The organism is Bradyrhizobium sp. ORS 375, from assembly GCF_000239775.1.
In the GTDB taxonomy this organism is placed as follows: domain Bacteria; phylum Pseudomonadota; class Alphaproteobacteria; order Rhizobiales; family Xanthobacteraceae; genus Bradyrhizobium.
The window spans coordinates 18320-37738 of record NZ_CAFI01000105.1 but is presented as its reverse complement, the minus strand read 5'-3'; the positions used below and the strand labels follow the sequence as shown (position 1 = coordinate 37738).

Genomic DNA, 19419 nt, shown 5'->3' with positions numbered 1-19419 from the left:
CCTACATGTTGTGGTCGTGCGGATCCTTGCGAATGTCGCCGACATAGAGGATGACCGTCTCCTTGCCGTCGTTCTTCCACCAGTGCGAGGTGCCGAACACCTCAGGCCTGATGTCGCCGGCCTTGTGCAGGATCGGCTCGGCGCAGTTGCTGGCATATTCGAGGATCTCGCCCTGCTGGACGAAGATCAGCGCAGGGCGATCGTCGTGGCTATGCCACGGCACGATGCCGCCAGGCGCGATGGTCAGCTTGCGGAAGCGCAGCTCGCGGTCCTTGAGGTTGGCGGGCTGCTTCTCCAGGTCGATTGCGCCAAGCGTCACGTCGGTGACGCCGACGGCCTTCACGTCGACTTTCTCCCGCACGCCCGCCTTGATCTTGTCGGCGGGGCATTCGCCCGCGCGTGCCGCTGGTGTCGCTGCGACGAATCCGGCGAACAGTGCGGTCGTCATCAGGAGCGCCTTGAGCCTGAGTGGTCGGGATGTCCTTGCGTTCATGTCATGCCTCCAAGGGATATGCGCCGCTTCGTGCGGCGCTACGCGGAGCCAGCATGGAGGCCGAAGGCCGATGGCGGAAATATCAGTTGGCTTTCGTAACCATAGCGCTCCGCTATCTCCGCCGTCCGCGATAACCGGATGCTATGGCCTCCATCGCGTGAAGGCATTTCATGTCGATGCTGATGTCATGTCTTGTAGCAGCGTGCCCTGCACGACAAGGGCGTCAGCAAGAGGAGGAATGGGATGAGCCGGATGTTGAAGACGACGATCATCGCCGCGCTGTTCGGCACGGCAGTTTCGATGGCGGCAAGCGCGCAGGGCGGGTTTGGCATGGCACCCGGAATGGCCATGGTCTACAGCTCGGGACAGACAAGCATGGTCGCCGTCGCAGCCGGCGAGGCCAATCACAAGGCGATGATGCGCCGTGCCACCAAGGTCCCGCAGAACACCGTCTTCTTCATGAGCGACGGGCAGCTGTACATGGCTCATGGGCGGCTCGACCCGACAGGCAACTTCTATATCAACTGAGCGGATCTCTGGGTTCTGCAGTCCACCCGAAGGGTGGATTGCAGCGGACCGAACGATGGCCGATCCGCGGTTCATGATCGCCGCAGAACTGGCGGCGTTGGAAACAGGGGCGCTGCACCATGAGCGCTCGGCGCAGATTCCGACGCGGCGCGTCATGGACCCAGAAATGGCCCGCAAATCGCAGGGCAGTGGCAAACCTGGCGCCGCTGACCTCCTGCGCTGGTATTTTCGGCGAAGGTCGCCGGCAAGTCCCGTCGAAAGATGAGGCGACCGGCTGTTTGCGGCCCGCCCCGCAAATCAGTAAGAAAGCCCGACGCGATGATTGATCAGTATGAAGTCGCCATGCTCAATCTGGATGAGCGCGAGCATCCCGGTGCGGCGCATGCGCGAGACGGGTGGAGCGCCGGCATCGGTCACCTCCGGCACAGGAGCGGTACATGACGGCACTCTCTCCCGACGATGCCGAGCGCTTGCGGCAGGTCTTCCTGCAATGCCGCGGCACTGCCGCAACGTTGCGCGAGCAGCTGGCGACCTACGCGGCCGCCGGCCGTGAGATCTTCCCCGCCTATGCTGACGCTGTCGACCGGCTTGTCGAGCGTCTGCAGGCGAATGGCGGCGGCGACAACGCGCCGCGCCCGGGCGAGGTCATGCCGCCGTTCGTGCTGCCCGATGATACCGGACAACTGGTCGATCTGACGTCGCTGCTGGCGTCCGGGCCCGTCGCCGTGATGTTCTTCCGCGGTCACTGGTGTCCTTATTGTCGGCTCAGTGCCGTAGCGCTGGTCCGGGCCGCGCACCGCATTCGCGAGAGCGGCGGACGGCTCGTCGCCATCACGCCGGAGCTGCAGTCCTTCGCGCAACGCTTCAAGACCGAGACCGGTGCCGACTTTCCGGTGCTGAGCGATCTCGACAATGGCTACGCCTTGTCGCTCAACCTCGCGATCTGGCTCGGCAGCGAAGTTCGAACCTTGCTGGGACACCTGGACTTCGCCGCCTTCCACGGCAATGACGGCGGCATGCTGCCGATTCCGGCGGTCTTCGTGGTCGGCTCAGACGGCCTGGTCAGGGCACGCTTCATCGATCCTGACTTTCGTCGGCGCATGGAGGTCGACGATCTCGTCGCCGCGCTGGCGCAGGCGGCCGAGGCCTGATCATTCCGATCGGCGAACTCAGTGCGGCTGAGCGAGCCATTGCTGCCAGTTCCTGCCGCGCAGGATGCGCATCACTGCGGATGCAACGGCCGTGCGCTCGCGACCGGCGACGCCGTAGAGGTGGATGGTTCGACGTGCGTCGAGTCCTTCCAGTGCGGCGCGGCGCAGCGTCGCCGGCAGGCTGGTGGTCTGCGGCACCACGCCGATGCCGACACCGGCTTCGACCAGCGCGATCAGGTCGCGCTCGGAATGCACGTCATGGCTGCGATCGATCTCGACGCCCAGATCGCGCAATTGGGTGCGCAGCCGCTCGTCATGTTCGCAATAGCTGCGTGACAGGAACGCGCCCCGGCCCAACTCCTCGACAGCGATCCTGTCCTGCGTTGCAAGCCGATGCTCATCGCTCACCGCGACATCGAAGTCTTCGGTGAACAGCGGCCAGACATCGAGCCGATCCCAGGTCTCGCTGATCTCGGCGGCGATGCCGAGCTCGGCTTCGCCGTTCTTGAGATGGTCCGCGACGGCGCGGCTGCTGCCGCGCAGGAATCTGAATTCCAGCTTGTTGAACTGCCGCTGCAACTGCTCGAGCACGGGCAACAGCACGGCGAGGTCGACCGAGTCGGCGAGCGCGATCCTGAGCGTACCGATCTCACCGCTCTTGAACGACGATGCGAGGGACCGCGCGCCGGCGGCTGCGTCGTAGCACTGCTTGAGAAGCGGATGCATGCGCTCGCCGAGCTCGGTCAGCTGGGCGGAAGGCCGCTCGCGCCTGAACAGGTCGCCGCCGAGCTCGGCTTCCAGCTGCTTGATGGCGCGGGTCAGAGACGGCTGGGTGACGTTGCATTCCTCGGCCGCCCGCGTGAAGTGCAGCAGCCGGGCGACGGCAAGAAAATACCGGACCTGATGCATTTCCATGGATCGCTCCGTTCGACCGGGCCCAGGCGGGCGTGGTCCAATTCTGCAGGGACTACCAATTGGCGTCGGCGATGGCGATAGAGGCATCCTATCGTACGACAAGCCAAACGGCATTTCCGTCGATCGGCTGGGCCCGGCAGACTAGCAGACGTCGAGCAATCCACGAAGCGATCGAAGGATAGGCCATGGCTACAGATACGACGACGACCGACCCCGCGTTACGTTCGCTGGCTGGACGGGTGGCCGTGGTCACGGGATCGACCAGTGGGATCGGCCTCGGCATCGCCAGGGCCTTGGCCGGGGCTGGCATTCATGTCGTCCTCAATGGTTTCGGCAAGCCTGAGGAGATCGATCGGATCAGATCCCAAATCGCGGCGGAGTTCGGGGTCAGAGCCGGCTATGGTGCCGCCGACATGACGCAGCCTGTCGCGATCGAGCGCATGATCGCCGAGATCATGGCAGAGTTCGGCCGTATCGACATCCTGGTCAACAATGCCGGCATTCAGCATGTCGCGCCGCTGGAGGACTTCCCGGCGGAGAAATGGGATGCGATCGTCGCGATCAATCTGTCCTCGGCCTTCCACACCATGCGGCTCGCGCTTCCCGCGATGCGGCGTCACGGCTTCGGCCGCATCATCAACATCGCGTCCGCGCATGGCCTGGTCGCCTCGCCGTTCAAGTCGGCCTATGTCGCCGCCAAGCACGGCATCATCGGCCTGACCAAGGTCGCAGCGCTGGAGGCGGCTGAGAGCGGCATCACCTGCAACGCGATCTGTCCGGGCTATGTCTACACCCCGCTGGTCGAGGCGCAGATCGACGGGCAGGCAAAGGCGCACGGCATCTCGCGCGATCAGGTCATCCGCGACGTCCTGCTGGCGCAACAGCCCAACAAGCGTTTCGCCACGGTCGAGGAGATCGGCGCACTCACGGTGTTTCTCGCGAGCGACGCCGGCGCATCGGTCACGGGTGTCGCCCTGCCGGTCGACGGCGGCTGGACCGCGCATTGACGGCCGCACCGCGTAACAAGCGGCACCGCGACGACGAACAGACGATACGCAACGCAGGAGGGAAGCATGGCCGAGATCAACGAGAACTCGCGCATGATCATCGATCGCAGCAAGCTGCCCGGGCAGGTGGTTCTCGTTCTCCAAGGCGGTGGCGCGCTGGGATCGTATCAGGCCGGTGTGTACCAGGCGCTGCACGAAGCGGGCCTGGAGCCGGACTGGGTGATCGGGACATCGATCGGCGCCATCAATGCCGCTCTGATCGCCGGCAGTCCGGTGCAGGAGCGCATGGCGCGGCTAAGCGAGTTCTGGAAGCGGATGCACCGCAAGCCGGCCTGGGCACTGCGCACGGCATTTCCTGATTTCAACGAGCGCCTCTCCTATTGGATGACCGTGACGCATGGGATCCCCGGCTTCTTCCGACCCAACGCGCTGGCGCATGCCGGTGACGGCTATCCACTGGGAGCCGAGCAGGCGGGCTACTACTCGACCACCCCGTTGCGCGAGACGCTGCAGGAGCTGGTCGATTTCGACCTCCTGAACAGCGGCGGCCTTCGCCTCACGGTCGGTGCCGCGCATGTCCGCAGCAGCCGGATGCACTATTTCGACAGCCGTGACGGCGCGATCGATGTCCGTCACATTCTGGCGTCAGGCGCGCTGCCGCCCGCTTTCCCCGCGGTCCGCATCGACGGCGAACTGTACTGGGACGGCGGCATTCTGTCGAACACGCCGACCGAGGTCGTGTTCGACGACAATCCGCGCAGGGACTCGCTGATCTTCGCGGTGCATCTCTGGAATCCCGTCGGAGCCGAGCCGAATTCGATGGCGGAGGTGTTCAACCGGCACAAGGACGTGCAGTATTCCAGCCGGATCTCCAGCCACATCGCGCGGCAGCAGCAGACGCACCGCTTGCGCCACATCATCAATCAGCTCGCCGCGCGCCTGCCCGATCAGGTGCGCAACGATCCGGCCGTGCGCGAGCTTGCCAGCTATGGTTGTCAAACGCGGATGCACGTCGTCCGGCTGCTGAGCCCGCAGCTCGACCGCGAGAGCCATACCAAGGACATCGACTTCAGCGAGCGGGGCATCACCGCGCGCTGGAGTGCGGGCTATCAGCATACGCAGTCAATGCTGGAGCGGATGCCGTGGGATGGGGAGTTCGATCCGCTCTCAGGCGTGGTGCTGCACGATCCGGCGATTGCAACGGCTGCGGAGTAGGGACGGTCCTCAGTCGGGCCCAGGCATCAAACGTCCAGTCGAGTGGCAATCCGATACCGCCCGTTCGTTCCACTTTAAGGGATTAGTCGTAGTTCGTTCTTAATCATTGTGGCGGGCGGCAGCGATGCCGCGATCTGTTTTGCAGGCCAGGTCGGAGTGTCCGAAAGCCGTTGTGCGCATGCGCTATGGCTGCTCGCGAATTCGGCTGACCTCGCCATCCAACTGATTGGGAACGACCGATGTCCAAGCGTGCAACGATGCAGAGCGACACCTTTCAGGCGGACGCCGGAGCGGTCAGTCTCAAATGGAAAATTCTCGCAGGCAACCTGCTGACCGGCTTCTTCGCCATGGCCTTCGCTGTTGCGCTGGCATGGAGCAGTTGGGGCGATCTGGGTAAGCGCGAGCAGGCGGCGCGGGTGCTGGACGCCTTCGAACTGGTCCTGAAGGTCAACGCGCAGATCCCGCTCGAGCGCAGCCAGTGGAATCTGCTGGCCGCCGGCGCATCCGCGTCGGCTGACGACGTCGCCAAGCTGGACAAGGCCATTGCCACCACCGACGCGTCGCTGGCGCAAGCCAAGTCCGCCGCGCAACTGGCGGGATTGCCGATCAGCAACATCGACGCCGCGGAGCAGACCCTGCGCGGCGTGCGATCGGCTGCGCGCAGCGCCGTTCCGCTGCCGGCCGCACAGCGCCCCGCGAACATCCAGGCGACAACAACTGATGGTCTCGGACGAGCCGCGGAGTCGCTGAACGCCGCCATCGACGAGACCGCCATCGAGCTGTCGCGCGTCGGCGGCGATGTTGAAAATCTCCTGCCGTCCGGGCAGCTGGCACAGCTCTCGCAGTCGATGCGCACCATCAACGGCGCGCGCTCCGCAGTGCTGCGCTTCTTCATCCAGAACCAAGGCTGGACGCCGGTGCGTCTCGCCGAAGTGACCGAGCAGAGTGGGCAGGTGACCTTGCTGTGGCAGCAGATCGAGCTTGCGGCGCGCAGCGTTCGCAACACGCCGGAGGTGACGTCGGCGCTCGAGCATGTCCGTACGACGCTGATGGGTGACGGCGAGCGCCGCTATCGTGCGATCGTGACCGCCGCGCGCGACGGTCAGCCGTCGCCGATCACCGCGGAGGAGTGGGGCCGCTGGACCACGCCGATGCTGAACAATGTCATCGTGCTGCGCGATGCTGCGCTGAAGTCGGCGCATCAGTCGATCGATCAGGCGATCGGCGCGGCCCGGCTGCGCCTGTTCATTGCGCTCGGCGTTCTCCTGCTCGTCGCCGCCGTTTCGGTCGCCGTCGTGATCGGCGTCGTGCGTGGCGTCATCGGCCCGCTGGTCGGCCTGACCGGCGTGACCTTGCGCCTCGCCAATGGCGAGTTGAGCGCCGACATTCCGAACGAATCCCGCAAGGACGAGATCGGCGCGATGGCGCGTGCGCTGAAGATCTTCAAGGACGCCCTGATCGCCAAGAAGCAGTCCGACGAGGCGGCGCAGCGCGACGCGCAGGCGCAGATCGATCGCGCCCGCCGGCTCGATACGCTGACGCGCAACTTCGAGGCCACGATCGCCGAGATCGTCAACACCGTGTCGTCGGCCGCCTCCGGACTCGAGACCTCGGCGGATACCCTGACCAACACCGCCAACCGCTCGAAAGAGCTCAGCACGGTTGTCGCGGCGGCGTCGGAGGAAGCCTCCGCCAACGTCCAGTCGGTCGCGTCCGCCACCGAGGAGCTGTCGTCATCGGTGAATGAGATCAGCAGGCAGGTGCAGAGCTCCGCACGCATGGCCGGCGACGCCGTGCAGCAGGTGCGCCAGACCAACAGCCGGGTCGCCGAGCTGTCGCAGGCGGCCGCGCGCATCGGCGACGTCGTCGAGCTGATCAATACCATCGCCGGCCAGACCAACCTGCTGGCGCTCAATGCCACCATCGAGGCAGCCCGCGCGGGCGAGGCCGGCCGCGGCTTCGCCGTGGTCGCGACCGAGGTGAAGGCGTTGGCCGAGCAGACGGCCAAGGCCACCGACGAGATCTCGCAACAGATCTCTGGCGTGCAGGCGGCGACGCAGGAATCGGTCAACGCGATCCAGGCGATCAGCTCGACGATCGAGCGTCTCGCCGAGATCGGGGCTGCGATCGCGGCCGCCGTCGAGGAGCAGGGCGCAGCCACCCAGGAAATCTCCCGCAACGTCCAGCAGGCGGCGCACGGCACCCAGCAGGTCTCGTCCAACATCACCGACGTGCAGCGCGGCGCGACCGAGACCGGCTCGGCCTCGGCCGAGGTGCTGTCGTCGGCCAAATCGCTCGCCGGCGACTCCAACCGCCTCAAGCGCGAGGTCGGGAACTTCCTCGAAGCAGTGCGCGCGGCCTAGGGCTCGCCGCTTCAGCAGTCAAGAAAGAGCCCGGACCATGTCCGGGCTCTTGTTGTTTGACAGTAGGCCGGCTGAGCGCAGCGATATCCGGGTCTCATGCGCCGCTGGTGTTGAACCCGGATGTCGCTGCGCTCATCCGGGCTAAGGCACTGCCTATGACGCCAGCATCTTGCGATACAGCGTGTTGTAGCAGGCGGCCGAGAGGTCCCAGCTGAACGAGCGCGCCATCGCCGACAGCCGCATCGCGTTCAGCTGCTCGGTGCGCCGGAACGCGGAGAAGGCCCGTTTGACGCCGCCGAGGAACGACTCTGCCGAGGGCTTCTCGAACAGAAACCCGGTCTCGCCGTCGGTAATGGTCTCAGCGAGGCCGCCGGTCTGGTGTCCGATCGGCAGCGAGCCGAAGCGCTGCGCGTACATCTGGCTGAGGCCGCACGGCTCGAAGCGCGACGGCATCAGGGTGAAGTCGCTGCCGGCGAAGATGCGCCGGGCCTGGGCGTCGTTGAAGCCGATCGCGACGCCGATGGCGTCCGGCCGGCGGCGATGGGCGTCCATCAAGGCGCGCTCGATCGAAGGCTCGCCGGTCCCGGTGACGACGATCTGACCGCCGGCGCCGACGATCTCGTCGGCGGCCTCCAGCACGAGATCGATGCCCTTCTGATGTACCAGGCGCGCGACGATTCCGAACATCGGACCGCGCGAGACCGCGAGCCCGAACTGCTTGCGGACATAATCGGCGTTGGCCTTCTTGCCGTTCCAGTCGCCCGCGGCGAAGGGCTGCGCCAGCTTCTGACAGTAGCGGGGATCCCAGCTCTCGTCGATGCCGTTGAGGATGCCGGTCAGCTCATGCGCATTGGAGCGCTGGCGCAGCAGGCCCTCCAGGCCGCAACCGAGCTCGGAGGTCGTAATCTCCTTGGCATAGGTCGAGCTGACGGTCGTCAGATGCGACGCATAGACGAGGCCGCCCTTCAGGAACGAGAGCTTGTCGTAGAACTCCAGCCCGTCGATGTGGAACGAGGATTCCGGCGCGCCGATCCGGCGCAGCGACTCTCGCGGGAAGAGGCCCTGATAGGCCAGGTTGTGGATGGTCAGGATCGAGGGCACGTCGACCCCGCGCCACGCCAGATAGGCCGGCACCAGCGCCGCCTGCCAGTCATTGGCGTGCACGAGATCTGCTGCCCAGGTGGTGTCCAGCGTGCCGGCGGCCAACTCGGCCGCCGCGGCGGCGAGACGGCCGAAGCGGATGTCATTGTCCGCCCAGTCCTGCCCGCTCTCGTCGCCGTAGGGATTGCCCGGCCGGTCGTACAGCTCGTCGCAGAGCAGGACGTAGACCGGCAGGCCGTCGCGCGTCGATGATCGGCCGAGCGCGCAGCCCGGCATCTCTGCCAGGGGATCGCAGCGGCCAACGATCTCGATGTGAGTGAGTTGCTCGATCACGTCCCGGTAGCCGGGCAGCATGATCCTGACGTCAGTATGAGAGCGCAATGCCCGGGGAAGTGCCGCGGAAACCGCAGCCAGTCCGCCCACCCGGACGAAATCGTCCATTTCGGTCGTAACGAACAGAACCCGCAAGAGATGTCCTCGATCAAGCCCCATGTTCGTCCTATGCAAGAAAGGGTCCAAATTCAGTCATCAACAAAAAGCGATGCCGCAGCGCCGCGAAAGACCAAACGCGTTCGACATCGAATGGTTCGATCTGGACAAGACGCGCACGGCGTCCGATGGCTTACGCTTCGTAAATGCAAGGACGGGCCGGCCTTCGGCCACGTCCGGCACAGAAGAAACGCCGACAACAGGGAGCTACACGCGTGAGTCTAGATCGAGAGCATGAGAGCCGTTTGACAGGATGCTTCGAGGGCCTGCGCGTGCTGGACTTTTCGACCACCATCGCCGGCCCGCATTGTGCCCGCATGCTTGCCGATATGGGTGCGGAGGTGATCAAGATCGAGTCAGCCGAAGGTGAAACCATGCGCAACCGGCCGCCAATGCGGCATGGCTGCTCCACCGCTTTCGGTCAGCTCAACGTCGGCAAGAAAAGTGTCGTGCTGGATCTCAAGTCGGACGAGGGAGTCGAAGCCGTGCGTCGGCTGGTCGCATCCGCCGATATCCTGGTCGAGAACTTCCGGCCCGGCGTGATGCAGCGGCTCGGGCTGGACTATGCAACCTTGAGTGCGCTCAACCCACGGCTGGTCTACTGCTCCATCTCGGGCTACGGCCAGACAGGCCCGTCGGCGGAACTCCCGGCCTATGCGCCTGTCATCCACGCCGCCTCGGGCTATGACATGGCCCATCTCGCCTATCAGCCGGGGCGCGACCGGCCGGATTATTGCGGCATCTATCATGCCGACGTGGTCACCGGGACCTACGCCTTCGGCGCCATCGCCTCCGCGCTGTATCAGCGCGAGCGCACCGGCCGCGGCCAGCACATCGACTGCTCGATGCTGGAGTCGATGCTGAGCCTGACCTTGAACGAGATCCAATGGTCGCAGTTTCCGGTCGTGCAGCCGTCGCGGCCGACCTTCGGCCCGGCGGCGTGCCGCGATGGCTATGTGATGATCGCCATTGCCAGCGAGAAGACGTTCCAGAACCTGATGGTGGTGATCGGCCATCCCGAGTGGACGAGCGATGCCCGGTTCGCCCGATATTCCGACCGGCGGGCAAACTGGGGCGCGCTGATGGATGGTGTGGAAGCCTGGTCGGGCCAGCTCTGCGTCGCCGACTGCGTCGCCGCCTTGAACGCGGGCGGCGTACCGAGCTCGGCCTATCGCAGCGTCGCCGAGGCGCTGGCCGATCCGCAGATCGCCCATCGCGGCGCGCTGGCAGACGTCGAGGACGATGCCGGCACGTTCAAGGTCGTCAACCTGCCGTTCCGGATGTCCGAGGCGAAGGTCGCGGCGGGCTCGCGCTCGGCCAGTCTCGGCGAGCACACCGCCGATGTGTTGCGGGAGGCGGCGGCGATCGCGCGGGACAACGGGTGAGGACGCTGAGGCAAAAGGCTGCAGGGCTGCCATGAGGACGCGCCATGCGCGCGGTCTTGCTGCTCCGCGCGTTTCCGGCCAATGTTCCTGACATCGCAAGAACAGTCCGGATCCGCCGGACGCGCTCGTGCCGGGAGGAGATGTCGAGGCCACGCTTGCCCCTGCGCAAGACGTCGCCCGCTGGTCCCGTCATGACGCCGTCCGGTCCCGCCGCCGACCGGACCACGGGAGTGAACGCATGAAGAGCTTCAAGGTCACCGATTTCAACGCGCCGCTGACCGAGGTCGACGAGCCGACGCCGCAGCCGTTCGGCAAGCAGGTGCTGATCAAGGTGAAGGCCGCCGGCGTCTGCCACAGTGACCTGCACATCTGGGAAGGCGGCTATGATCTCGGCCACGGCCGCAAGCCGCTGTCCCTGAAGGATCGCGGCGTGTCGCTGCCGCGGACCATGGGGCACGAGAGCGCCGGCGAGATCGTGGCGTTCGGACCTGACGTGACGGAGGCGGAGAAGGGCGGGCTGAAGGTCGGCGACGTCGCGCTGGTCTATCCCTGGATCGGCTGCGGCAAATGCGCGACATGCCTGGCGGGCGACGAGAACATGTGCCTGAAGCCGGCCTCGCTCGGCGTCTACTGCGACGGCGGCTATGCCGATCACATGACCGTGCCGCATCCGCGCCATCTGATCGACCTCAAGGGGCTCGATCCCGTGACGACGGCGCCCTACGCCTGCTCGGGCGTGACGACCTACAGCGCGCTGAAGAAGGTCGAGAAGGATTTCGATACGCCGATCGTGATCTTCGGCGCCGGCGGTCTCGGCCTGATGGCGCTGTCGCTGCTGAAGGCGATGGGCGGCAGGGGCGCGATCGTCGTCGACATCGATGCGCGCAAGCGAGAGGCCGCGATGGCCGCAGGCGCGCTGGCCGCGGTCGACGGCAAGGCGCCGGATGCGCTGGAGCAGCTCAACAAGGCGGCGGGCGAGCCGATCCGGGCCGTGATCGACCTGGTCGGCAATGCCGCCACCGCGCAGCTCGGCTTCGACTGCCTGACCAAGGGCGGCAAGCTCGTCATCGTCGGCCTGTTCGGCGGCGGCGCGCCGTGGGCCTTGCCGCTCATTCCGATCAAGGCGGTGACGATCCAGGGCAGCTATGTCGGCAATCTCCGCGAGACCAAGGAGCTGCTCGATCTCGTCCGCGCCAAGAACATCGCGCCGATCCCGGTCACCCCGATGCCGCTCGCCAAGGCCAACGATGCCCTGCACGAGTTGCAGAAGGGCCAGCTGGTCGGCCGCGCGGTGCTGACGCCGTAACCTCCGCTCTCTCTTCTCGTCATGGCCGGGCTTGACCCGGCCATCCACGCCTCAGGCACCGCATCGCTTGAAGATGGATGCCCGGGTCAAGCCCGGGCATGACGGAGTTGTATCCTGCCCCTCGAAAGCCTTGCTCATGTCCTCCACCAACGCCCTTCACATCGCAGTCCTCCCCGGTGACGGCATCGGGCCGGAGGTCATGGCGCCGGCGCTTGAAGTGTTGCGCAAGGTCGAGGCCAAGGCCGGCCTGTCGTTCCGCTTCACCGAGGCGCAGGCCGGGGCAAACAACTATCTTGCGACCGGCGCCTCGATCGCCGAGTCCACGATTCGGCTGTGCGAGGAGGCGGATGCCATCCTGCTCGGCGCCTGCGGCCTGCCGTCGGTCCGCTATCCCGATAACACCGAGATCGCGCCGCAGATCGAGCTGCGCTTCCATTTCGATCTCTATGCCGGCGTCCGGCCGGCCCGGCTGATCCCGGGCGTGCCGAGCCCGATCGTCGGCGCCGCCGAGCGCGGCATCGATTTCGTCGTCATCCGCGAGTCGACCGAGGGGCTGTTCGCCTCAATGGGCAAAGGTGTGGTGACACATGAGGAGGCGCGCGAGACCCTCGTCATCACCCGCAAGACCTCCGAGCGTCTCTTCAACTTCTCCTTCAAGCTCGCCGAGCGGCGCAAGGCGCGGGGCCGTCCCGGCACATTAGGCTGCGTCGACAAAGCCAATGTGTTCAAAGCCTTCGCGTACTTCCGCAAGATTTTCGACGAGGTCGCTCACCTTCATCCGGACGTGAAGACGGACCGCCTCTACATCGATGCCTGCGCGCTGATGCTGGTGAAGCGTCCGTGGGATTTCGACGTGCTGGTCACCGAGAACATGTTCGGCGACATCCTGTCCGATCTCGCTGCCGGCCTCGTCGGCGGCATGGGCATGGCGCCCTCGGCCGACATCGGTGATCGCCACGCCGTGTTCCAACCCTGCCACGGCACCGCGCCTGACATCATGGGGCAAGGCAAGGCCAATCCGACGGCGATGATCCTCTCGGCGGCGATGATGCTCGACTGGCTGGCCGACACCCACGGCATCGAAGGCGCCGCCGAGGCGGCACAGCGGATCGAGCAGGCGGTCGACAGGGTGTATGGAGGCGGTCTCAAGCCGTTCGAGTTCGGCGGCCACGCCGGCACGATCGACGTCACCAAGGCGGTGCTGGAGGCGCTCTAGGCCGGCAACGGCGCCTCCGGCCGCCGCGCGAACGTAACCTTTCTCGACATGCGACGAACGAGCAGCACGGGCTGCAAGGAGGTCGAAGCATGTCGCGACGCGTCCGGATCAGGCATCGCGCCAGCGGCGAAGTCATCGCCGAGGGGCCGATCGGCGTGTTCGGGATCATGCCGTTCGAAGGCAACTACTATATCGCGCGGAGTTGCCTCAGGACGGCCCGGCTGACAGCGAGCTGGCATCCCGGGTTCTGCGTCTACAAGTTCTTTTACGTCTGGCTCGACCTGCATCTACCGGACGGAATGCGTGAACCTTCGGTTGGATGGCTGTACTGGCTGCCGAATCCCCTGTTCTTCTTCATCGGATTCCGGCCGGCCGTCGCACGGTCGTCGCCGGCGCTCTCGGTCGAGGAGATCACCTGAAGCTCGGCGTCAGCGCAGGTGTGGCCCCATGGTCGCGCCAGCGGCGGCTGACACGCGCACGAGCCGAGCGAGGGCCCACGGCTCGCGCCGGGTAGGAGTCCGGGGCAGGCGTAACCCTCAATCCCGGCCAGTCCCGCAGACGCCTTTCGGCACAGCGGTCAGGGTCCTCCGGATCGCGCCGGCTTTTTTCCAAGCGGCGTAACCTTTTCCGATCCCGGCACGAACGGTGACGCGCCGGACATGGCTGGCGAACGTGACGACGCGTCTGAGACGCGGTCGATTGTCCTAACGCAAGGAGAGACTGAGATGTCTACACTGAAGAAGAGCCTGCAAACGTTGGGTGCGATCGCTGCTGTCACCGGCATGGTCGCGGCGGCACCGGCCCCGGCGGCCGCCGGTTCGAATCCGTGTGCGCCCAAGCACAAATCGGCCAAGCGGGGGGCCAATCCGTGCAAGGCGAACCCCTGTGCGGCCAAGGCGAATCCTTGCGCCGCGAAGAAGTAACCACCACGCGGGTCGACGTATCTCGTCCAGCGGATTGCCATGAGGGAGACGGTGCGTGTCGCATGATGCCGTCTCCGGCCTTTCTCGCTCAGAGGCACGCACGACATGACGGATCGAAGGCTTACGCTGGTGTCCGGTGACGATGCATCATGGCTTTCGCCGGAGCTGCTGTCGCGCATGGCGACGGCGGCAGAGACGGTCGTCGACTGCATGCGCGAGCTTCATGAAAGCGGGAGCAACCTCGTGATGGAGGTGCTGCGCGGAAGCGACGGGTTCGTCGAGTGGGAGCATTATCCGCCCGACGATGTGCGCGACCCTTGCTCCCATGCGCAATTCTTTCTCCACGCGCATGCTCCCGACGAGCGGGACCGTCATGACTATGCTCATTTCCACACGTTCATGGGGACGGACGAGATACCGGGCGTGCTACCGCCGAAGCTCGCGAGGGCTCCGGACAATGGCGCCGCGATCACGCATCTCGTCGCGATCTCGATGACGGCGACAGGCCTGCCCGAGCGGCTGTTCACCACCAACCGCTGGGTGACTGCGGAGACGTGGTATCGCGCTCCTGATGCGATCGCGATGCTCGACCGTTTCGTGATCGGTGGCGAACGGCCCGTCGACCGCTGGATCACCGCCATGCTGGTTCTGTTCAGACCGCAGATCGAGTTGCTCCTCCATCAACGTGACGCTGCGGTCGATCGCTGGCGTGCGACGCATCCGGACTGCGATGCCTACGAGGACCGGCGCCTGGAAGTAACCTCCTCGCTGGATATTTCGCTCGAAGCTCAGATCGCATGGCTCGACGCCCGATTGGAGAGCGGCGGGGAAGGCCACGCGTAACCTTTCCGCGCCCTGCGACGAACATCTGAATGATCGGGCTACTGCCCCGACCGGTTTGCCATGAAGCCATCGGCAAGTCGCCCCGAACCTGGCGGAGATCATGTTACCGGCCTTGCTGATCCCTGGATGTGCGCCGCGCCTTGGCGTGCCCGTGATTCCGTTCGCAGCGCGCGGGATTCGACCGTTTCGAGCTCCGTCGGATGTCGCCGATGGCTGATCCGAGCAGCCGCTCTCCGCAGCTCAGGCTCGTCGGCAGCGGTTGTGAGGCTGCACCCGAGGCGTCCCGGGCCACAATCCCCGATACCGAATGGGCGATCCTGATGGCCCATGCCCAGGACGGCGACAGGGCGGCGTATCAGCGTCTGCTTCGGGAGATCACACCCTATCTGCGTTCGTTGGCGGCACGCCGCCACCGCGATCCCGGCGATATCGAGGACGCGGTGCAGGACGTGCTGCTGACGGTCCATGCCATTCGGCATACCTTCGATCCGACCAGGCCGTTCGGCCCGTGGCTCGTGACGATCGCGAAGCGGCGGTTCATCGACCGGCTGCGAAGCCAGGGGCGTCGACGTCGTCGGGAGTTGCCGCTGGCGGCTGAGCACGAGGCTGTGGCCGCCCTCCAAGTGAGATTTGACGAGGGATCGGACAGGCGCGAACTGAAAAAGGCGATCGACGAACTCCCACCGATGCAACGCCAGGCAGTCCACCTTCTCAGGCTCAGGGAGATGTCGTTGAAGGAAGCTTCGCAGGCGAGCGGCATGTCGATCGCCTCTCTGAAGGTCAACGTGCATCGCGCAGTGAAGAATCTGCGCAGAATGTTGGGCGACCGGAGCGAGACATGATTGCGACACCAGATCTCATCGACTCCCTCGCCGCGAACATGAAGCCGGTACGGCGCCTGCGCCCGCCGCTGGTGCGCGCGGCCTGCTGGCTGCTGCTCGCGGCCTTGGTCGTCGCGCTGCTTGCGGTCAGCCAAGGGATGCGTTCGGACCTCATGCCGCGGCTGTGCGATCCGGCATTTGCCGTGGGCATGGCCGGGGCGGTCATGACCGGCGTGCTGGCGGCGGTCGCGGCCTTTCTCGTCAGCCTGCCGGACCGTTCGCGATCGTGGCTGCTGCTTCCTGCGCCGGCCGCGGTGATCTGGCTGTCCAACATCGGCTACCAGTGCCTCATGCCGTGGATCTCGATGGGACCAGACGGGGTCAGTGTTGGCGAAGCGACTCGTTGCCTGGCGACGCTGGTGCTGACGAGTCTGCCGCTGTCCCTCGCGATGCTGGTGATGCTGCGCTACGCGGCGCCGCTGCGCCCGACAGCGGTCACCCTGATGGGCAGCCTGTCGGTCGCAGCGATCACTGCAACGGCGCTCTCGCTGTTTCATGCAGGCGATGCGACGGCGATGATCATCATGTTCAACTTCGGAGCGGCGGCCATGTTCTTGGGCCTCGGCGGCCTGTTCGGCCGCCGCATGTTCGAGTGGATCGCGCCGCGCGCCGATATCAGCTAGGCGGGAAGGGGGCGCTTCCGCGATCGGCGGCTACCGTCCCTTGAACGCCGGCTTGCGCTTCTCCATGAAGGCGCGGCGGCCTTCGCGAAAATCCTCTGAATCCATGCAGGCGTCGCCGATGCGCTTGATCGCGGCCATGTCGCGGCGGCTTTCGTCCTTCAGCACTTCCGCGATCGTGATCTTGGCGGCCTGGACGGCGAGTGGGGCGTTGCCGGCGATGGTGCGGGCGATGTCGAGCGTCGCCGGCATCAGCCCGTCAATGCCCATCATCCGGTCGATGAGGCCGATCCGCAGCGCCTCGGTGGCGTCGATCCGCTGGCCGGTATAGAGCAGCAGCCGCGCCTGCGAGGGGCCGACCAGTGACACCAGGTTGCGCAAGCCGTCATAGCCATAGGCGATGCCGAGCCTGGCGGCGGGAATGCCGAACTGGCTGTCGCTCGCCGCGAAGCGCATGTCGGCCAGCATTGCAATCTGCAGCCCGCCGCCGAGGCAGAAGCCGCGGATGCAGGCGATGGTCGGCTTGGGGAAGTCGGCGAGCAGCGCCCGCTGGGCGGCGCTCCGCTGAGCATAGGCTTCCGAGGCCTCGGCATTGTGGCGGCTCTGCTCGAACTGGCTGATGTCCGCGCCCGACACGAACGCCTTGTCGCCGGCTCCGGTCAGCACCACGACTCGGACGGCGGCGTCGTCACGCAGCGCGACCAGGGCCTGGCCGAGGCCCTCCCACATCTGCAGCGACATGGCGTTGCGCTTCTCGGGATTGTTGAACGTGACGATCCCGACCCCGTCGTCGACGGTCAGGAGGATCTTGCCCTCGGCGAAGGCCACGGGCGACTTCGAGATGGTTGGCATGCGTATCCAGGGAAGCGCGGGGACAGCGCCATCGTTCACCGCGGCCGATGCGGCGTCAACGTCAGATCATGGTTGAGAGACGCGCCCGGCGAAACGCCGGCATGCCGCCACTTCCTATGACGGCAGAGAAGGCAGAGGAGGGTCACGGAGCCTCAGACCGCGCAGCCAACGCTGGGCGGACCAGAAAGGCCGAAGACCGGCCGTGTCGGTCGATCGGCGCGTTTGCCAAAGCCGTGAACTCGCCCGAGCTGGCAGAACGCCTTGGCGCCCCCAAGTTGCGCCCTCGAGCGATGATGGCCCATACCCATCAAGCGGAGACCTGTCAGATGGCCCCGCTCATTCTTCGTTCGCGGCGATCGACTCCATCAGGGACACCAGCTGACGTTGCACCGTCTGGTCCTTGATCTTGCTGTAGGCACGCAGCAACCGCAGGCTGAACGCCGAGTCCAGGAACAGCAGGCTCTCGACTTCGCGGGCCTTGTTGTCGCCGTCGTAGAAGAACGTGACGGGCACGTCGAGCGCGGTGGCGATCTGCTGCAGACGCGCAGCGCCGACACGGTTGACACCCTTCTCGTACTTCTGGACCTGCTGGAAGCTCACGCCGAGCTTCTCGCCGAGCTCAGCCTGCGAGATCTTCTGCTCTACACGCCGGAGGCGAATGCGCTTGCCAAGCTCGATATCGGGCTTGCCGGCACTGCGCTGCTTCATTTTCTTAGCCGCTGACTTGTTCATACTGATTTTACCGTCCTTCCATCGGAAATCCCCCGAATAAATGGGTCAGGGGTTCACCCATATATACTGTTTTAAGTTGCTGTGGATGAATGAATTCGTCTTTAAACCACGGGTATTTGCCAGGGTTAAAAGCCTCCACCAGCCAGTCGATCATGTGACGCACCCTAGGGATGCGTCCTGTGGTGGCATGGTATGACAGCCAGATGTCGTACGACCACTTCAGATCAACTTCGAGGGGTATGATCTTCCCGCCCAGCGCACTCGCATAGGTTGGGAACACCCCGATGCCGGCACCGTGGGCGACGGCCCAGTAATTGGCGCTGGAGACATTGGTGGTCATCGCGATCAGGTCCCGCTGCTCATAGCCGGGGAAGATGGTCGCGAAAGCTGTATTCGCTGCCGCTTCATCCGCTACTTGCAAAACCAAGCGATGTTTGACCAGCTCGTCAATCGTCTTTGGGATGCCATACGCTTCGAGATATTTCTCGCTGGCGAAGCACATCAGATGCATGCGGCCGAGCCGGACCAGCTTGACGTCGAGCGCCGCCGGCCGCGACAAATGGATGGCGACGTCGGCCTCGTGACGCGACACGTCGGCCGAGCGCATCGCGCAGTACAGGTCGACATTCACGTTCGGAAAGCTCTGCTGAAACTCGACCAGCCGTGGCGCGAGCCAGAAGGTGCCGAGTCCCTCGGTCACCGCGACGCGGACCTCGCCGGATGCGGCGCTGGCAAGACCGTCGCCGGCGCGCAGCAGCTCGAATGACGCGGCCTCCATGCGCTCGACTGCCGAGACCACCAGCGCGCCCTCGTCGGTGAGGCGGGCGCCGTGAACGTCACGCGTGAACAGGGTCGCGCCGATCTGCCGTTCGAAATCGTCGATGCGCCGCCTCACCGCATTGATCGACAGCGTGAGCCGCTCGGCGGCCGAGCGGAAGCTGCCGGCTCTGACGACTTCGAGGAAGATGCGCGCTGCATCCCAGTCGGTGAGATTGGCCAGCGCCGATTTGCTGGCGGCTGGCTTCGGGGGGACCGGACGATTCGGGGCCGGGCGCTGGGAGGGCTTCACCGGCGCCGCGCCGGAAGCCGCTGCGCCGTCATCGCCTGCATTGCGGATCGCCGCGCCGGCAGGCGCGTCGTCTTGGACGGCCGGAGCCAGAGTCGCATCGGAGGCTGCCACCTCCTGGCGTTCCTTCTGAGGAACGCCCCGTTCCGCCGCAACGCGCATACAAGCTCTCTCCGCCTGCTAGAGTGCTACCGATAAACTACGGAAACTACAGGACATGGCGCAGTTCGTGCCATGGGTCACTTCGACAAGTCGCTTCGAAAAGTCGCTTCGACATGTTGCTTCGACGAGGCGGCTCGATGAATCGGTTCGAATGGGTTGGTTGAGACATTG

At 65.5% G+C, this 19419-nt stretch carries 19 protein-coding genes; 13 read left to right on the top strand and 6 right to left on the bottom strand.

The window, feature by feature from the left end; translation table 11 throughout:
- Position 1 precedes the first annotated feature (1 nt).
- Positions 2 to 448, bottom strand: a complete 447-nt coding sequence (locus BRAO375_RS09165) for a cupin domain-containing protein (RefSeq protein ID WP_035639717.1) — start codon at positions 446 to 448, stop codon at positions 2 to 4.
- A 297-nt stretch (positions 449 to 745) separates the two neighbouring features.
- On the opposite strand from BRAO375_RS09165, the gene BRAO375_RS09160 reads away from it, so the two are divergent.
- From BRAO375_RS09160 to BRAO375_RS09155, 3 genes are all read left to right on the top strand, one after another.
- Positions 746 to 1021 (top strand): hypothetical protein, encoded by a 276-nt coding sequence (locus BRAO375_RS09160; RefSeq protein ID WP_244423146.1) that lies wholly within the window; start codon positions 746 to 748, stop codon positions 1019 to 1021.
- 55 nt (positions 1022 to 1076) lie between these two features.
- Positions 1077 to 1286, top strand: coding sequence for a hypothetical protein (locus BRAO375_RS37300; protein ID WP_139031346.1), 210 nt, complete (start codon positions 1077 to 1079; stop codon positions 1284 to 1286).
- A 172-nt stretch (positions 1287 to 1458) separates the two neighbouring features.
- A complete protein-coding gene (locus tag BRAO375_RS09155; RefSeq protein ID WP_009027182.1) occupies positions 1459 to 2172 on the top strand; it encodes a peroxiredoxin-like family protein in 714 nt (237 codons plus the stop codon).
- Positions 2173 to 2190: 18 nt separating this feature from the next.
- On the opposite strand, the gene BRAO375_RS09150 is transcribed toward BRAO375_RS09155, so the two are convergent.
- Positions 2191 to 3087: a LysR family transcriptional regulator gene (locus BRAO375_RS09150; RefSeq protein WP_035639714.1), complete on the bottom strand. Its 897-nt coding sequence runs from the start codon at positions 3085 to 3087 to the stop codon at positions 2191 to 2193.
- A gap of 185 nt (positions 3088 to 3272) precedes the next feature.
- Here BRAO375_RS09150 and BRAO375_RS09145 point away from each other — a divergent pair, with 185 nt between their 5' ends.
- The 3 genes from BRAO375_RS09145 to BRAO375_RS09135 all read left to right on the top strand — a co-directional run bounded on the left by BRAO375_RS09145 (position 3273) and on the right by BRAO375_RS09135 (position 7672).
- Entirely contained in the window at positions 3273 to 4094 is an 822-nt protein-coding gene (locus BRAO375_RS09145; protein ID WP_009027180.1) for a 3-hydroxybutyrate dehydrogenase, read from the top strand.
- A gap of 66 nt (positions 4095 to 4160) precedes the next feature.
- A complete protein-coding gene (locus BRAO375_RS09140; protein ID WP_009027179.1) occupies positions 4161 to 5309 on the top strand; it encodes a DUF3734 domain-containing protein in 1149 nt (382 codons plus the stop codon).
- A gap of 239 nt (positions 5310 to 5548) precedes the next feature.
- Positions 5549 to 7672, top strand: a complete 2124-nt coding sequence (locus BRAO375_RS09135) for a methyl-accepting chemotaxis protein (RefSeq protein WP_009027178.1) — start codon at positions 5549 to 5551, stop codon at positions 7670 to 7672.
- A gap of 153 nt (positions 7673 to 7825) precedes the next feature.
- On the opposite strand, the gene glgA is transcribed toward BRAO375_RS09135, so the two are convergent.
- Entirely contained in the window at positions 7826 to 9214 is a 1389-nt protein-coding gene (gene glgA, locus BRAO375_RS09130) for a glycogen synthase GlgA (RefSeq protein WP_244423149.1), read from the bottom strand.
- A 314-nt stretch (positions 9215 to 9528) separates the two neighbouring features.
- On the opposite strand from glgA, the gene BRAO375_RS09125 reads away from it, so the two are divergent.
- From BRAO375_RS09125 to BRAO375_RS09090, 7 genes are all read left to right on the top strand, one after another.
- Positions 9529 to 10647, top strand: a complete 1119-nt coding sequence (locus BRAO375_RS09125) for a CaiB/BaiF CoA transferase family protein (protein WP_085964480.1) — start codon at positions 9529 to 9531, stop codon at positions 10645 to 10647.
- 238 nt (positions 10648 to 10885) lie between these two features.
- Entirely contained in the window at positions 10886 to 11953 is a 1068-nt protein-coding gene (locus tag BRAO375_RS09120; RefSeq protein ID WP_009027174.1) for an alcohol dehydrogenase, read from the top strand.
- Positions 11954 to 12089: 136 nt separating this feature from the next.
- On the top strand, positions 12090 to 13169 hold the full coding sequence (locus tag BRAO375_RS09115) for an isocitrate/isopropylmalate dehydrogenase family protein (RefSeq protein ID WP_009027173.1): 1080 nt from the start codon (positions 12090 to 12092) through the stop codon (positions 13167 to 13169).
- 89 nt (positions 13170 to 13258) lie between these two features.
- Positions 13259 to 13588 carry a hypothetical protein gene (locus BRAO375_RS09110; RefSeq protein ID WP_009027172.1) on the top strand — a complete coding sequence of 110 codons (330 nt, stop codon included), beginning with the start codon at positions 13259 to 13261 and terminating at the stop codon, positions 13586 to 13588.
- Between the two features lie 609 nt (positions 13589 to 14197).
- Positions 14198 to 14935 (top strand): DUF6969 family protein, encoded by a 738-nt coding sequence (locus BRAO375_RS09100; RefSeq protein ID WP_009027170.1) that lies wholly within the window; start codon positions 14198 to 14200, stop codon positions 14933 to 14935.
- Between the two features lie 209 nt (positions 14936 to 15144).
- Positions 15145 to 15777, top strand: coding sequence for an RNA polymerase sigma factor (locus BRAO375_RS09095; protein WP_009027169.1), 633 nt, complete (start codon positions 15145 to 15147; stop codon positions 15775 to 15777).
- The gene (locus tag BRAO375_RS09090; protein WP_009027168.1) at positions 15774 to 16439 is read left to right on the top strand and encodes an NrsF family protein; all 666 of its coding nucleotides are present in this window, start codon (positions 15774 to 15776) and stop codon (positions 16437 to 16439) included. The genes BRAO375_RS09095 and BRAO375_RS09090 overlap by 4 nt, the downstream gene beginning before the upstream one ends.
- A gap of 30 nt (positions 16440 to 16469) precedes the next feature.
- Here the strand turns inward: BRAO375_RS09090 and BRAO375_RS09085 are convergent, their stop codons facing one another.
- From BRAO375_RS09085 to BRAO375_RS09075, 3 genes are all read right to left on the bottom strand, one after another.
- Positions 16470 to 17288, bottom strand: a complete 819-nt coding sequence (locus BRAO375_RS09085; protein ID WP_009027167.1) for an enoyl-CoA hydratase — start codon at positions 17286 to 17288, stop codon at positions 16470 to 16472.
- A gap of 336 nt (positions 17289 to 17624) precedes the next feature.
- A complete protein-coding gene (locus BRAO375_RS09080; protein ID WP_006611929.1) occupies positions 17625 to 18020 on the bottom strand; it encodes a helix-turn-helix domain-containing protein in 396 nt (131 codons plus the stop codon).
- Between the two features lie 7 nt (positions 18021 to 18027).
- A complete protein-coding gene (locus BRAO375_RS09075) occupies positions 18028 to 19248 on the bottom strand; it encodes a LysR family transcriptional regulator (protein WP_009027166.1) in 1221 nt (406 codons plus the stop codon).
- Between the last annotated feature and the right edge of the window lie 171 nt (positions 19249 to 19419).

Excerpts from the sequence above, each read along its gene's own strand:
- BRAO375_RS09165 (WP_035639717.1), bottom strand. The coding sequence starts at position 448 with ATGACGACCGCACTGTTCGCCGGATTCGTCGCAGCGACACCAGCGGCA.
- BRAO375_RS09160 (WP_244423146.1), top strand. The coding sequence starts at position 746 with ATGTTGAAGACGACGATCATCGCCGCGCTGTTCGGCACGGCAGTTTCG.
- BRAO375_RS37300 (WP_139031346.1), top strand. The coding sequence starts at position 1,077 with ATGGCCGATCCGCGGTTCATGATCGCCGCAGAACTGGCGGCGTTGGAA.
- BRAO375_RS09155 (WP_009027182.1), top strand. The coding sequence starts at position 1,459 with ATGACGGCACTCTCTCCCGACGATGCCGAGCGCTTGCGGCAGGTCTTC.
- BRAO375_RS09150 (WP_035639714.1), bottom strand. The coding sequence starts at position 3,087 with ATGGAAATGCATCAGGTCCGGTATTTTCTTGCCGTCGCCCGGCTGCTG.
- BRAO375_RS09145 (WP_009027180.1), top strand. The coding sequence starts at position 3,273 with ATGGCTACAGATACGACGACGACCGACCCCGCGTTACGTTCGCTGGCT.
- BRAO375_RS09140 (WP_009027179.1), top strand. The coding sequence starts at position 4,161 with ATGGCCGAGATCAACGAGAACTCGCGCATGATCATCGATCGCAGCAAG.
- BRAO375_RS09135 (WP_009027178.1), top strand. The coding sequence starts at position 5,549 with ATGTCCAAGCGTGCAACGATGCAGAGCGACACCTTTCAGGCGGACGCC.
- glgA (WP_244423149.1), bottom strand. The coding sequence starts at position 9,214 with ATGGACGATTTCGTCCGGGTGGGCGGACTGGCTGCGGTTTCCGCGGCA.
- BRAO375_RS09120 (WP_009027174.1), top strand. The coding sequence starts at position 10,886 with ATGAAGAGCTTCAAGGTCACCGATTTCAACGCGCCGCTGACCGAGGTC.
- BRAO375_RS09115 (WP_009027173.1), top strand. The coding sequence starts at position 12,090 with ATGTCCTCCACCAACGCCCTTCACATCGCAGTCCTCCCCGGTGACGGC.
- BRAO375_RS09110 (WP_009027172.1), top strand. The coding sequence starts at position 13,259 with ATGTCGCGACGCGTCCGGATCAGGCATCGCGCCAGCGGCGAAGTCATC.
- BRAO375_RS09100 (WP_009027170.1), top strand. The coding sequence starts at position 14,198 with ATGACGGATCGAAGGCTTACGCTGGTGTCCGGTGACGATGCATCATGG.
- BRAO375_RS09095 (WP_009027169.1), top strand. The coding sequence starts at position 15,145 with ATGGCTGATCCGAGCAGCCGCTCTCCGCAGCTCAGGCTCGTCGGCAGC.
- BRAO375_RS09090 (WP_009027168.1), top strand. The coding sequence starts at position 15,774 with ATGATTGCGACACCAGATCTCATCGACTCCCTCGCCGCGAACATGAAG.
- BRAO375_RS09085 (WP_009027167.1), bottom strand. The coding sequence starts at position 17,288 with ATGCCAACCATCTCGAAGTCGCCCGTGGCCTTCGCCGAGGGCAAGATC.
- BRAO375_RS09080 (WP_006611929.1), bottom strand. The coding sequence starts at position 18,020 with ATGAACAAGTCAGCGGCTAAGAAAATGAAGCAGCGCAGTGCCGGCAAG.
- BRAO375_RS09075 (WP_009027166.1), bottom strand. The coding sequence starts at position 19,248 with ATGCGCGTTGCGGCGGAACGGGGCGTTCCTCAGAAGGAACGCCAGGAG.